Here is a 13,699-nt window from a genome sequence, read left to right as displayed (position 1 = left end):
CGAGTTCCACTATGAATGCTCTTTCAAAGGAATGGTCCGTGGTCGCTCTAGCCAGGCACCCTCGCCATCGGGAACGATTTCGACCACATCGACCTGAGTGGCACTGATGTTGACGATCCGCCCGTCGTTGCGCCCCAGATAGTCACCGACCTTGAGCCTATGCACCCCGCCCGCGCCCCGCAGGAGCGCGAAGGAGCCACTGACGTTGGAGATCGTACCGACCATTTCAAACTGCTCGATGTTGAAGCCTTCCAGGTACTGCTTGACCCGGTTCGGGTCGGGCCGGACATTGCGCGAGCCCCGCTGCCGTTCGGCCTGGTCAACGCGGACCTGCCGGGAAAACGGGCTGCGCAGGTTGGCGGCACTGTAGGTAAAGGTTTCGTAGGGCCTGAACGTCGGCGTCGGCTCGATCTTGCCGGGTGGTCGCAGGCGCACTTCATTCATGTAGGCGTCCAGGTCGCTGAAACCGTTGTCGTTGTTGCAGCCCGCCAGCGCGACCAGCCCTGCCAGCAGGCAGATGCGACACACCGGCCTCATGGTTGTGCCTCCTGCTCGTTGTACCGGTAGGTCTTGGCCTGGATGCTCATGCGCAGCTTCGTGCCGGCCTCGGGCTCCATCGGTGCGATCTCGAAATCGTGCAGCGTGACAATCCGGGGCAGCCCCGCCACCCCACTGACGAACGTCGCCAGGTCGTGGTAGCCGCCGGTCACGGTGATCTGGATCGGCAACTCGATGTAGAACGGCTGGGTGACCTCTGGCAGTAGCTTGATTTCCTCGAACTCCAGGCCGCTGCCCAGGCCGGTGCGAGTAATGTCCTCCAGCAGGCCCGGCACTTCGGTATCGCTGGGCAATTGCCGCAACAGCACACCAAAAGACGTTTCCATCTGCTTCATCTGCTCGGTGTAGCGCTCCAGGTTCGCGGCCATGTGGGCTTTGCCCGCGAATTGCGCCTTGAGGGTGTTTTCTTCCTCGCGCACCTGCTGCAACTGGTTCTCCAGGTCACTCAAGGCAAAGTTATAGCCCAGCCCCAGCACCAGGACCACCAGCAGGACAACGGCCAGCCATTTGATCGGCGCGGGCCAGGAACCGACGTTGTTGGTGTCCAGGTCACTGAGATCGATCTTGCGCAGTGCGTCGAACCACTCCCCTGGCTTCATTGGGCGTCCTCCGCATCGGCCGGGCGGGTCTGGCGAACCGTCAGCTGGAAGACATTGGCCTGGTCGAGCTGCCCAGCGGTGGTGGCCTTGACCTCCGTCAGGCTGGGCGTGTCGAACAGGTCCGACGAGTCCAGGTTGCGCATCAGGTCCGAGACCCGGTTGTTCGACTCCGCGGCCCCCTTGATCGAGAGCGTCCGGTCTTCCATCTTCACTTCAGTGAAATACACCCCGTCCGGCAGGGTCCGCACCAACTGATCGAAGATGCGCCCACTGACCGGCCGGTTACCTTGCAAGTCCTGGATGATGCGCATGCGCTCCAGCAATTGCTGGCGACGGGCCTTCAATTCGCTGATCTGCTTGATGCGCTCGTCCAGCACGGCGATCTGCTCGGAAAGATGACTATTGCGAGCGACCTGGCAGTCGATGGCGCTGTCGATGTACCGGACCGCGACCAGGACCACGCCGACCGCACCGATCAATGCCCCCACCAAGGCCAGCAAAAAGCGTTTACGCCGTTCTTCACGCAGCTCTTCGCGCCAGGGAAGCAGGTTGATCCGCGCCATCAGTCGAAACTCCTGAGGGCCAGCCCACAGGCAATCATCAGTGCCGGCGCGTCACCGGCCAGGGCGCCGGCATTGACCTTGCTGCTCAGCGCCATGTTGGTAAACGGGTTGGCCACCTGGGTCGGCGTGCCCAGGCGCTGTTCGATCAACCGATCCAGGCCGGCGACCGAAGCCGTGCCTCCGGCCAGCAGAATGTGGTCTACCGCACTGTACTGGCCCGAGGCGAAGAAGAACTGCAGGGACCGCGAGACCTGCTGCACCAGGGCCTCGCGAAAAGGTTGCAGCACCTCGCTGAGATAGTCGTCCGGCAGGCCACCCTGCTTCTTTGCCTGGCCGGCCTGCTCGGGTGTCAGGCCATAGCGGCGCTGAATCTCCTCGGTCAGTTGGCGGCCGCCGAACAATTGTTCGCGGGTATAGATGATGCGCCCGTTGTGCAGCACGCTGAGGGTGGTCATGGTGGCGCCGATGTCGACCACCGCCACAGTCAGCCGTTCCTGGGAGGCAGCCAGTTGCGTGGCGAGCAGGCCGAAGGCACGCTCCAGTGCATAAGCCTCCACATCGACCACCCGGGCCGTCAGCCCGGCGAGCGCCAACGCGGCCTCGCGGACCTCGACGTTTTCCTTGCGGCACGCCGCCAGCAGCACTTCGACGCGCTCGGCGCTGCGCGGCGAAACGCCCACCACTTCAAAATCGATGGCCACCTCATCCAGCGGATAGGGGATGTATTGATCGGCCTCGATCTTGAGCTGGTTTTCCATGTCATCGTCGGACAGGCCGGCGTCCATCTCGATGGTCTTGGTGATCACCGCCGAACCCGCCACGGCCACCGCCACGCTACGCAAGGGCGTCCTGGCCTTGGCCAGCAGGCGCGACAATGCCTGGCCCACCCCTTCGAGCTCGGCGATGTTCTTCTCGACCACGGCGTTGGCTGGCAACGGTTCGACCGCGTAGGACTCGACGCGGTATCGATCGCCCTGGCGGCTCAACTCCAGCAGCTTCACCGACGTCGAACTGATGTCGATCCCCAGAAGCGCATGGGCTTTTTTATTGAAGAGTCGTAGCACTACCAATTCCCTATGACTATCCGTGAGTTACGGACTCTCTAATACGCATTGCGTTCAATCACTCCAGCCCGACGGACGTCCGGATGGCATTCCCGGCGAAAAAAAATGCTTATAATGCCCAGCGTTTTTTTCGCTTTGTTGCAAGCACGGGTCCATCCCTGCACCTGGCGCCTTTTCATTCTTTGCCTGGATATCCAAAAGCCTTGATTCGTCTGCTGAAATTTTTCGGATGGTCCATCGTCGCCGTTTTCTGCGGACTGCTCTTGGGCCTGAGCGGCGCCTTTCTTTACCTTAGTCCGGGATTGCCGTCCGTGGAGGCGCTGAGAAGCATTCAGTTGCAGATTCCTTTGCGGGTGTACAGCAGCGACAACAAGTTGATCGCCGAATTTGGCGAAATGCGCCGCACGCCGATCCGTTTCGCCGACATTCCCCCCAATTTCATCAATGCGTTACTAAGTGCTGAAGACGATAACTTCGCCAACCACTATGGCGTCGACCCGGGCAGCCTGATGCGCGCCGCCAGCCAGTTGGTCAAGAGCGGGCACATCCAGTCCGGCGGCAGTACCATCACCATGCAGGTGGCCAAGAACTTCTTCCTGACCAGCGAGCGCAGCTTTTCGCGCAAGACCACCGAGATCCTCCTGGCCCTGCAAATCGAGCGGCAGCTGACCAAGGATGAAATCCTCGAGCTGTACGTGAACAAGATTTACCTGGGCAACCGCGCCTACGGCATCGAGGCGGCGGCGCAGGTGTATTACGGCAAGTCGATCCGTGACGTGAGCCTGGCGCAGATGGCGATGATTGCCGGCCTGCCCAAGGCCCCCTCGCGCTTCAACCCGCTGGCCAACCCGGCACGCAGCAAGGAGCGTCGCGACTGGATCCTGGGGCGCATGTACAAGCTCGGCAAGATCAGCGAGGCCGACTACACCGCCGCGATCAATGAGCCGCTGAACGCCAGCTATCACGTACCAACCCCGGAAGTGAACGCCCCGTATATCGCCGAGATGGCCCGGGCCGAAATGGTCGGGCGCTATGGCAGCGACGCTTACACCGAAGGTTTCCGCGTGACCACCACGGTGCCGAGCAACTTGCAGGAAATGGCCAACACCGCGCTGCACGAAGGCCTGATGACCTACGACCAGCGCCACGGCTATCGCGGCCCTGAATCGCGCCTGCCGGGCAAGACCAAGGAAGCCTGGGCCCTGGAGCTGACCAAGCAGCGCACTATCAGCAGCCTGGAGCCGGCAATTGTCACGTCGGTGGACAAGGACGGCATCAAGGTGCTGACCCGTAACGGCGAGCAGGAGGAGCACGTGGCCTGGGACACCATGAAATGGGCCCGTCCGTTCCTCAATACCAACAGCATGGGCGCCAACCCACGACAGCCCTCGGATGTCGCCCAGGTCGGCGACCTGGTCCGTGTCCAGCGCCAGGCGGACAACAGCCTCAAGTTCAGCCAGATCCCGGCCGCCCAGGGCGCCCTGGTGTCTCTCGACCCGCAAGACGGTGCGATCCGTTCGTTGGTGGGCGGCTTCGCCTTCGAGCAAAGCAACTACAACCGCGCGTTGCAGGCCAAGCGCCAACCGGGTTCGAGCTTCAAGCCGTTCGTCTACAGCGCCGCCCTGGATAACGGCTACACCGCCGCCAGCCTGGTCAACGACGCGCCGATCGTGTTCGTCGATGAGTACCTGGACAAGGTCTGGCGACCGAAGAACGACACCAACACGTTCCTCGGCCCGATTCGCTTGCGTGAGGCGCTGTACAAATCCCGCAACCTGGTATCGATCCGCCTGCTGCAGGCATTGGGCGTGGACCGCACAATCGACTACATCAGCAAGTTCGGCTTCAACAAGCAGGACCTGCCGCGCAACCTGTCCCTGGCCCTGGGCACCGCGACCTTGACGCCGATGGAAATCGCCACCGGCTGGAGTACATTCGCCAACGGCGGATACAAGATCACCCCGTACATCATCGACAAGATCGAAAGCCGCAACGGCGAGACATTGTTCGTTGCCAACCCGCCACGGGTGCCCACGGGCGAGCAGGCCAGCGATGGCGTCGCCGCTCCGTCCACCGAGACGTTCACGGTCAATGCGACACCGGGCGAAGCCACCACGGCCCCGGGCCTGCCCCAGGCGCCCGCCATCGCGGAACGCATTGTCGATGGCCGTACCACCTACATCCTCAACAGCATGCTGCAGGACGTGATCAAGCTCGGCACCGGCCGCCGCGCCCTGGCCCTGGGTCGCACGGACCTGGCGGGCAAGACCGGTACCACCAACGAATCCAAGGACGCCTGGTTTTCCGGCTACAACGCCGATTACGTGACCACGGTCTGGACCGGTTTCGACCAACCCGAAAGCCTGGGTCGCCGCGAGTTCGGCGGCACCGTGGCGCTGCCGATCTGGATGAGCTACATGGGCGCTGCCCTCAAGGACAAACCGCCTCACACCCAGCCGGAACCGGAAGGCATCCTCAGCCTGCGGGTCGACCCGGTCAGTGGCCGCGCCGCTACACCGGGCACCCCGGGGGCGTATTTCGAACTGTTCAAGAGCGAAGACACGCCACCGTCGGTCAACGAGCTGGGCAACGGCGTCGCACCGGGCAGCCCGCTGCCGGCGGACGAAGCGGCGCCGATTGATCTGTTCTGACCAGCCCCAACCCAGAAGCCCCGCCTTCGGAAGAAGTGCGGGGCTTTTTTTGGCCGCAACATCCTGTGGGAGCAGAGCTTGCTCGCGATGGCGGCAGCTCAGCTTGCATCGATGTTGAATGCCCGACCGCAATCGCGAGCAAGCTCGCTCCCACAGGGGAGTTGCGGTGGCCACACAATCAAAGTCCATCACCGATCAAATGTGGGAGCCGAGCTTGCTCGCGATGGCGGCAGGCAGCTTGCATCGATGTTGAATGCCAGACTGCAATCGCGAGCAAGCTCGCTCCCACAGGGATTTTGCGGTGGCCACACAAAACCGGCACGCACAAAAAAGCCCCGACTCACAGGAGCCGGGGCTTTTTGTTGAAGCGCTACAACGGTTTAGCCGTTGAACACATCATCCACGCTCTTGAGCGGGTAGTTCTTTGGATACGGCAGGGTGGCCACGCCCGTCTCGATGGCGGCCTTGGCCACGGCGTCGGAGATGAGGGTGATCAGGCGGGCGTCCATTGGTTTCGGAATGATGTACTCACGACCGAATTCCAGCTTGATGCCGCCGTAGGCGTCGCACACTTCCTGAGGCACCGGCAGCTTGGCCAGTTCGCGCAGGGCGTTGGCGGCCGCGACTTTCATTTCTTCGTTGATGCGCTTGGCGCGAACGTCCAGGGCACCACGGAAGATGAACGGGAAGCCCAGTACGTTGTTGACCTGGTTCGGGTAGTCCGAACGGCCGGTGGCCATGATCACGTCGCTGCGAGTTGCGTGAGCCAGTTCCGGGGCGATTTCCGGGTCTGGGTTCGAGCACGCGAACACGATCGGGTTCGGTGCCATGCGCAGCAGGTTTTCCGCGCTCAGCAGGTTCGGACCCGACAGGCCGACAAACACGTCGGCACCGTCCAGCGCGTCGGCCAGGGAGCGCTTCTCGGTCGCGTGGGCAAACACGGCCTTGTACTGGTTCAGGTCGTCACGGCCGGAGTGGATCACGCCGGTACGGTCGACCATGAAGATGTTTTCGATATTGGCGCCCATGCTCACCAGCAACTTCATGCAGGAGATGGCCGCAGCACCGGCGCCCAGGCAGACGATCTTGGCTTCCGGCAGGGTCTTGCCGGCGATTTCCAGGGCGTTGATCATGCCGGCCGCGGTGACGATGGCGGTGCCGTGCTGGTCATCGTGGAATACCGGAATGTCGCACTGTTCGATCAGGGCGCGCTCGATCTCGAAGCACTCAGGTGCCTTGATGTCTTCCAGGTTGATGCCGCCGAAGGTGATGGAGATGCGCTTGACGGTGTCGATGAAGGCTTGCGGGCTCTCGGAATCGACTTCGATGTCGAACACGTCGATACCGGCGAAGCGCTTGAACAGCACGCCCTTGCCTTCCATGACTGGCTTGGAAGCCAATGGCCCGAGGTTACCCAGGCCGAGAATCGCGGTGCCATCGGAAATGACTGCAACCAGGTTGCCTTTACCGGTGTATTTGTAGGCCAGTTCAGGGTCGCGAGCGATTTCGCGGACTGGTTCGGCTACGCCGGGGCTGTAGGCCAGCGACAAGTCGCGAGCAGTAGCGGTGGCCTTGGTGAGCTCGACACTCAGCTTCCCTGGACGAGGATTAGCGTGATATTCGAGAGCGGCAGTTTTCAGATCAGACATGTGGGCATTCCGCTTTTTACTGTGTTGGACAGACGGACCGCCGAGGATACGCGCCTCGCAAAGTCCCCACAAGACTGACCAGTCACTGCTGTCAAGCGCCCTGCCCTACGACTTTGGACCAAGAGCCGCGGAACACAAGGGCTTGATGCATACAATCCAATAGAAAAATGTCTACAATTTTCTATCCAGGCGTCGCGCCCAGCATGCTCGGGTCCGTCAATGGCAACAGCCAGCGCGCCTGGCCTTTTTTTAGCCCACCACGCCGTGAACGATCGACCAGCCAGCCACGGGCTTCAATCTGCCGGCCTTCAAGCCCCTCAAGCAGAGCCTCATCGAAACGACTCACGAGATTGGGCGCAACGTGCAATACAACCGAGTCTGGCAATTGGAGCCATACACCGCCTCGATTGCGCCTGACTTCGCTCACGCGCCCGCTGAGCACGGCGAAGCCCGACGTCTTGCTTTGCCACGTTTTGAGCACAGGCGAGCGCTTCCACACCCCTAGTCCCGCTGCACGCGCCTGACGCTCGGCGGCAGTTTGGCACGCCACCAGGTCGACATTCGGCGCCACCGCCACATGAAAACCCAAACCCTCGGCGAGCAACTGCGCTTCGAAATTGGTGCCCTGGCCGCTATAGACATGGGCCAGGGTGCGACCGTAGCGGTCCTTGCCTTCCTTGCCAGGCAGCAACCCCACGCGCCCCTCACTGTCAGCCACCAGCGCCTGGAGCCGGCGGCGAGCCGCAACGGCGAAGGGTTCATCGGAACGCCCTTGCCGCCCCAGCTCAGGACTATTGATGCCAATCATGCGCACGCTGCGGCCATCCGTCAGGCGCAGGGTATCGCCATCCACCACCCGCTGCACCGTCACCGGGACAAGACCCGCTGGCGCCGGGCAAAAGGCCTGGGCATCCGCCAGCCAAATCGCAGACACAAAAAAGGCGCCCGCAAGGGACGCCTTTTTCATCAGTCTGGAGCGGTCGAGACGACCATCCAAAATGATCAGCCTCAGGCTTTTGGAGTAACTTTGCCGAAAGCACCGAAACGATCGGCGAACTTCTGAACACGGCCGCCGGTATCCAGAGTCTTTTGCTTGCCGGTGTAGAACGGGTGGCATTCGTTGCAAACGTCGATCGCCAGGGCTTTGCCGTAGGTCGAACGCGTTTCGAACTTGTTGCCGCAGCTGCAGGTTACGGCAATTACTGGGTATTCCGGATGGATATCGGTTTTCATGCTGTTTTCCTCAGGCTAGCGTGCCGCCACCCAACACTATTGTTGAATACCGCACGTAATTAGGCCGCGGATTCTACCAGACAACATCAATCACGCAAGCTATGACTTGTACCAGCCGTCTGCTAGGCTCCCGGCCTCAAGCACAATCCCTGTGGGAGCGAGCTTGCTCGCGATTGCGACAGCACAGTCGACATCACCGTCACTGAACCACCGCCATCGCGAGCAAGCTCGCTCCCACATTGAATCGTGCTCAGCCTTGCGAATTTGTCCGCCTATCGAGATCTTCCCGCGTGCCCGACGCCATCCTGCGCCTCGCCCTGCCTTCGCCCCTGCGCCGCCTGTTCGACTATCGCGCCCCGGCCGGGGTCCTGCGTGCCCAGTTGCAGCCGGGCATGCGCCTGCGGGTGCCGTTCGGCCGGCGGGAGATGATCGGCATCCTGGTGGAGGTCACCGACCACAGCGAGGTCCCGGTCGACAAGCTCAAACCAGCCCTGGCCCTGCTCGATGCCACGCCACCGCTACCCGCCGCGCTGTTCAAGTTGTGCCTGTGGACGTCCCAGTATTACCAGCACAGCCTCGGCGACACCCTGAGTTGGGCGCTGCCGGTGCTGCTGCGCCAGGGCGAACCGGCCGAGGCGCGCCAGGAGCGGTTCTGGTCGGTGGCGCCCGGCGCCTCGCTGGACGACCCACGCATCGCCCGCGCCCCGCGCCAGCGCGAGGCCTTGGCGACCCTGGCCCAACATCCCCATGGCGTGGCGCATCAATTGCTGAGCAAACTGATGCTCAGCAAGGACAGCCTCGACCTGTTGCTGGCCAAGGACCTGGTCCAGGTGGAAGTGCGCAGGCACGCCCCCGGTGCCCGCCATGAACATTGGCTGGCCCAGCCGGAACTGCCGCTCAACGCCGAACAGCGGGCCGCCTGCGAAGCGATTCGCGCAGGTTTCGACAGTTATCACGCCTTTCTGCTGGCAGGCGTCACCGGCAGCGGCAAGACCGAGGTCTACCTGCAACTGATCCGCCAGACCCTGGAGGCCGGCAAGCAGGCACTGGTACTGATTCCGGAAATCAACCTCGGCCCGCAAACCCTGGCGCGCTTCGAACAGCGCTTCAACGCCCGGATCGCCCTGGTGCACTCGGCGGTCAACGACCGCGAGCGCCTGGAGGCCTGGCTCGCCGCCCGTGACGGCGAGGCCGATATCATCATCGGCACCCGTTCGGCCCTGTTCACACCGATGAAGAACCCTGGCCTGATCATCATCGACGAAGAACACGACGGCTCTTATAAACAGCAAGAAGGCCTGCGTTACCACGCTCGCGACCTGGCACTGGTGCGCGCCCGCCAGGAAAACATCCCGATCGTCCTCGGCTCGGCGACGCCATCGCTGGAAAGCCTGCACAACGCCTACACCGGCCGCTACGGCCTGCTGCGCCTCAACGAGCGGGCCGGCGGCGCCAAGCAACCGCGCTTCCTGCGCCTGGACGTGAAAAGTCGCCCGCTGGACAGCGGTATTTCCGGGCCGATGCAGCAAGCCATCGGCCAGACCCTGGCTGCCGGGCAACAGGTCCTGGTGTTTCTCAATCGCCGCGGTTTTGCCCCGACCCTGTTGTGCCACGACTGCGGCTGGATGTCCGAGTGCGAGCGCTGCGACGCGCGGATGACCGTGCATCAACGCCATGGCGAGCTGCGTTGCCACCATTGCGGCCACGTCGAGCGCGTGCCGAGGCATTGCCCACAGTGCGGCAAAGTGGACTTGCGCCCGGTCGGCGCCGGCACCGAACGCGCCGAAGAACGCCTGGGCATCCTGTTCCCCGATTACCCGGTACTGCGGGTGGATCGCGACAGCACTTCGCGCAAGGACGCGATGAACCAGTTGTTCGCCACGATCCAGAAGGGCCAGCCGTGCATCCTGGTGGGCACGCAGATGCTCGCCAAGGGACACCACTTCCCACGGGTCACGCTGGTGTCGATCCTCGACGCCGATGGCGGACTGTTTTCCGGTGACTTCCGCGCCAGCGAGCGCATGGCGCAGTTGATCGTCCAGGTCGCAGGCCGGGCCGGGAGGGCCGAGGAGCCTGGCAAAGTGATCATCCAGACCCACCTGGCCGATCACCCATTGCTGATCCAACTGACCGAGCAAGGTTATTTCGCCTTCGCCGAACAGGCCTTGAGCGAACGCCGCAGCGCCGGCCTCCCACCTTTTGCCCACCTGGCGCTGTTGCGGGCCGAAGCCCACAAGCCGGGGCAGGCCGAAGGCTTTCTCGATGAGGCCTGCAGCGAGGCAGAGCGCTTGCTGGCAGAGCAGAACCTTACCGGCATCGAACTCTTGGGCCCGGTGCCGGCGCCGATGGAACGGCGGGCCGGGCGCTATCGCGCGCAGCTTTTATTACAGGCCAATGCCCGGGCGTCGTTGCACCGACTGTTGAGCGCCTGGCTGCTGGTGCTGGAACAGATGCCCAGCGGGCGGGCGGTGCGCTGGTCGCTGGATGTGGATCCGGTGGATTTGTATTGACGGGCCTCACTGATTCCCTGTGGGAGCGAGCTTGCTCGCGATAGCGGTCTGGCATTCAACATCATGCAAGCTGACCCACCGCCATCGCGAGCAAGCTCGCTCCCACAGGGGATCGCGTACATCCAGACTGCCGAGAATAGTCACCACACATCCCCAACCGACCCGCTACAGTTGGCAAGCTCGCCCGCGCCACGGATAATGCCCAGTTTTTCCACCAGCGCATCGAAGCGCCGCCGCGCCTGCGGTTGAAAGAGAAGACCATGAAAGACACCATTCGCCAGCTCATCCAGCAAGCCATCGCCCAACTCGTCACTGAAGGTGTGCTGCCAGAAGGCCTGTCGCCGGCGATTCAGGTCGAAAACACCCGCGACAAGACCCACGGCGACTTCGCCAGCAACATCGCGATGATGCTCGCCAAGCCGGCCGGCATGAAACCGCGGGACCTGGCGGAGAAAATCATCGCCGCCCTGCCGGCCGACGAGAACGTCAGCAAGGCCGACATAGCCGGCCCCGGGTTCATCAACTTCTTCCAGAACACCCAGGCCCTGGCGTCGCGCCTGGACGCGGCCCTGGCTGACGAGCGCATTGGCGTGCGCAAGGCCGGCCCGTTGCAGCGCACCGTGGTCGACCTTTCGGCCCCCAACCTGGCCAAGGAAATGCACGTCGGCCACCTGCGCTCGACCATCATCGGCGACGGCGTGGCACGGGTCCTGGAGTTTCTCGGCGACACCGTGATCCGCCAGAACCACGTGGGCGACTGGGGCACCCAGTTCGGCATGCTGATGGCCTACCTGCAGGAAAACCCGATCACCAGCGATGAGCTGTCGGACCTGGAGAACTTCTACCGCGCCGCCAAGCAACGCTTCGACGAGTCGCCCGAGTTCGCCGACCGCGCCCGTGGCCTGGTGGTCAAGCTGCAGGCCGGCGATGCCGAGTGCCTGGCGCTGTGGAGCAAGTTCAAGGACATCTCCCTGGCCCACTGCCAGAAAATCTACGAGCTGCTGAACGTCAAATTGACCATGGCCGACGTGATGGGCGAAAGCGCCTACAACGACGACCTGATCAACGTGGTCAACGACCTCAAGGCCAAGGGCCTGCTGGTGGAAAGCAACGGCGCCCAGTGCGTGTTCCTCGACCAGTTCAAGACCGCCGATGGCGAGCCGCTGCCGGTGATCATCGTCAAGGCCGACGGTGGCTACCTCTATGCCACCACCGACCTGGCGGCCGTGCGCTACCGCAACGGCGTGCTCAAGGCCGATCGGGTGCTGTACTTCGTCGACCAGCGCCAGGCCCTGCACTTCCAGCAAGTGTTCGAAGTCGCGCGCCTGGCTGGTTTCGTGACCCATCCGATGGAGATGGAGCACATGGGCTTCGGCACCATGAACGGCGCCGACGGCCGCCCGTTCAAGACCCGCGATGGCGGCACGGTGAAGCTGATCGACCTGCTGACCGAAGCCCAGGACCGCGCCTACACCCTGGTCAAGGGCAAGAACCCCGAGCTGGCCGAAGACGAGCTGCGCCAGATCGCCAAGGTCGTGGGCATCGACGCGGTGAAATACGCCGACCTGTCCAAGCATCGCACCAGCGACTACAGCTTCAACTTCGACCTGATGCTCAACTTCGAAGGCAACACCGCGCCGTACCTGCTATACGCCTACACCCGCGTGGCGGGGGTGTTCCGCAAGCTCGGCAAAAGCTTCAATGAAGTGGACGGCCAGATTGTCCTTGAGGCCCCTCACGAACAGGAGCTGGCGGCGAAGCTGGCGCAGTTCGGTGAAGTGTTGAACAACGTCGCCGACAAGGGCACGCCGCACACCCTGTGCGCCTACCTGTACGATGTCGCCGGCCTGTTCTCCAGCTTCTACGAGAACTGCCCGATCCTCAACGCGCAAACCCCAGAGCAAATGCAGAGCCGCCTGCGCCTCGCCGCGCTGACCGGGCGTACGCTCAAACAAGGCCTGGAACTGCTGGGCCTGGAAACCCTGGAGCGCATGTAAGTTGGCCGCCAAGAAAAAACCTGCACCCAAACGCGGCGCCAGTCGTTACCAGCCTCCGGCCAAAAAACCGATTCCGGGCTGGTTGTGGATGGCCATCGGCCTGACCGTCGGCGCTTTCATTGTGTTTCTGATGAAGCTGGAGCCGGGCCAGGGCGATGACGTCAAGCGCGTGCGGCAAGAGCAGCAGAAAGCCACGCGGATCGCCGAGGCCAACAAGACCCCGCCGAGCCCGACGCAACCGGTGAAGCCGAAGTACGACTTCTACACCTTGCTGCCGGAATCGGAAGTCATCGTGCCGCCCGAGGCCGTGCCGGAGAAAACCCTGCCGACGCCGCAAGTGCCCACCACGCCGGTGACCCCGGCCGAAGCGGCGAAGATCGACACCGCTCGCGCCCAGGCGGCCCTGGCCGGCATCACGCCACCACCGGCCCCGCCGGTACAGAAAGCCGCGCCAGTGACGAAGTTCTTCCTGCAGGCCGGTTCGTTCCGCAAGGAAACCGACGCCGACAAGGTCCGGGCGCAGATCATTCTGCTGGGCCAGTCCGTGTCGGTGGAGTCCGGCACCGTGAAGGACGAGACCTGGTACCGGGTGCTGGTCGGGCCGTTCAGCAACCGCGAGGAACTGACCAAGGCCCAGAAGCAACTGGCTGGCAGCGGGTTCAGCAATTTGTTGTTACAACAACGCCAGAGCCGCTGATTTCTGCTGAAAACACCCGTTGCTGCGGGGCTTTTTGTGGCGAGGGAGCTTGCTCCCGCTGGGCTGCGTAGCAGCCCTAAAAGCTTGGGACCGCTGCGCGGTCCAGCGGGAGCAAGCCCCCTCGCCACAAAATAGTTCTTTACCAAAAACGGCGGGGCACCACTCGTCCCCTCTGCAC

Annotated in this window: 11 protein-coding genes; 4 read left to right on the top strand and 7 right to left on the bottom strand. The window is 63.0% G+C overall.

What is annotated here, in order from left to right; genetic code table 11:
• Positions 1 to 9: 9 nt before the first annotated feature.
• Genes LQ215_RS14010 through LQ215_RS13995 form a run of 4 tightly spaced genes read right to left on the bottom strand, consistent with a single transcriptional unit; the run spans position 10 to position 2,784 of the window.
• Positions 10 to 537 (bottom strand): pilus assembly protein PilP, encoded by a 528-nt coding sequence (locus tag LQ215_RS14010; RefSeq protein ID WP_230150598.1) that lies wholly within the window; start codon positions 535 to 537, stop codon positions 10 to 12.
• Positions 534 to 1,157: a type 4a pilus biogenesis protein PilO gene (pilO, locus tag LQ215_RS14005; RefSeq protein ID WP_230150596.1), complete on the bottom strand. Its 624-nt coding sequence runs from the start codon at positions 1,155 to 1,157 to the stop codon at positions 534 to 536. The genes LQ215_RS14010 and pilO overlap by 4 nt, the downstream gene beginning before the upstream one ends.
• Positions 1,154 to 1,720, bottom strand: coding sequence for a PilN domain-containing protein (locus LQ215_RS14000; protein ID WP_230150594.1), 567 nt, complete (start codon positions 1,718 to 1,720; stop codon positions 1,154 to 1,156). Before LQ215_RS14000 ends, pilO begins: the two co-directional genes overlap by 4 nt.
• Positions 1,720 to 2,784 (bottom strand): pilus assembly protein PilM, encoded by a 1,065-nt coding sequence (locus tag LQ215_RS13995; protein WP_230150592.1) that lies wholly within the window; start codon positions 2,782 to 2,784, stop codon positions 1,720 to 1,722. Before LQ215_RS13995 ends, LQ215_RS14000 begins: the two co-directional genes overlap by 1 nt.
• A 206-nt stretch (positions 2,785 to 2,990) precedes the next feature.
• On the opposite strand from LQ215_RS13995, the gene LQ215_RS13990 reads away from it, so the two are divergent.
• On the top strand, positions 2,991 to 5,435 hold the full coding sequence (locus LQ215_RS13990) for a penicillin-binding protein 1A (RefSeq protein WP_436839575.1): 2,445 nt from the start codon (positions 2,991 to 2,993) through the stop codon (positions 5,433 to 5,435).
• Positions 5,436 to 5,815: 380 nt separating this feature from the next.
• Here the strand turns inward: LQ215_RS13990 and LQ215_RS13985 are convergent, their stop codons facing one another.
• From LQ215_RS13985 to rpmE, 3 genes are all read right to left on the bottom strand, one after another.
• Positions 5,816 to 7,084, bottom strand: coding sequence for a malic enzyme-like NAD(P)-binding protein (locus tag LQ215_RS13985; protein ID WP_230150588.1), 1,269 nt, complete (start codon positions 7,082 to 7,084; stop codon positions 5,816 to 5,818).
• Between the two features lie 181 nt (positions 7,085 to 7,265).
• On the bottom strand, positions 7,266 to 8,051 hold the full coding sequence (locus LQ215_RS13980; protein ID WP_230150586.1) for a thermonuclease family protein: 786 nt from the start codon (positions 8,049 to 8,051) through the stop codon (positions 7,266 to 7,268).
• A 41-nt stretch (positions 8,052 to 8,092) separates the two neighbouring features.
• Complete coding sequence (gene rpmE / locus LQ215_RS13975) at positions 8,093 to 8,317, bottom strand: 50S ribosomal protein L31 (protein ID WP_003196965.1); 225 nt, start codon at positions 8,315 to 8,317, stop codon at positions 8,093 to 8,095.
• Between the two features lie 290 nt (positions 8,318 to 8,607).
• Here rpmE and LQ215_RS13970 point away from each other — a divergent pair, with 290 nt between their 5' ends.
• The 3 genes from LQ215_RS13970 to LQ215_RS13960 all read left to right on the top strand — a co-directional run bounded on the left by LQ215_RS13970 (position 8,608) and on the right by LQ215_RS13960 (position 13,521).
• A complete protein-coding gene (locus LQ215_RS13970) occupies positions 8,608 to 10,827 on the top strand; it encodes a primosomal protein N' (protein ID WP_230150584.1) in 2,220 nt (739 codons plus the stop codon).
• A 260-nt stretch (positions 10,828 to 11,087) separates the two neighbouring features.
• Entirely contained in the window at positions 11,088 to 12,824 is a 1,737-nt protein-coding gene (argS, locus tag LQ215_RS13965) for an arginine--tRNA ligase (RefSeq protein ID WP_230150583.1), read from the top strand.
• A 1-nt stretch (position 12,825) separates the two neighbouring features.
• Entirely contained in the window at positions 12,826 to 13,521 is a 696-nt protein-coding gene (locus tag LQ215_RS13960) for an SPOR domain-containing protein (protein ID WP_230150582.1), read from the top strand.
• Positions 13,522 to 13,699: the final 178 nt, after the last annotated feature.

Source organism: Pseudomonas brassicacearum (assembly GCF_918698105.1).
In the GTDB taxonomy this organism is placed as follows: domain Bacteria; phylum Pseudomonadota; class Gammaproteobacteria; order Pseudomonadales; family Pseudomonadaceae; genus Aquipseudomonas; species Aquipseudomonas brassicacearum_F.
This window is presented reverse-complemented; position numbering and strand designations above follow the sequence as displayed.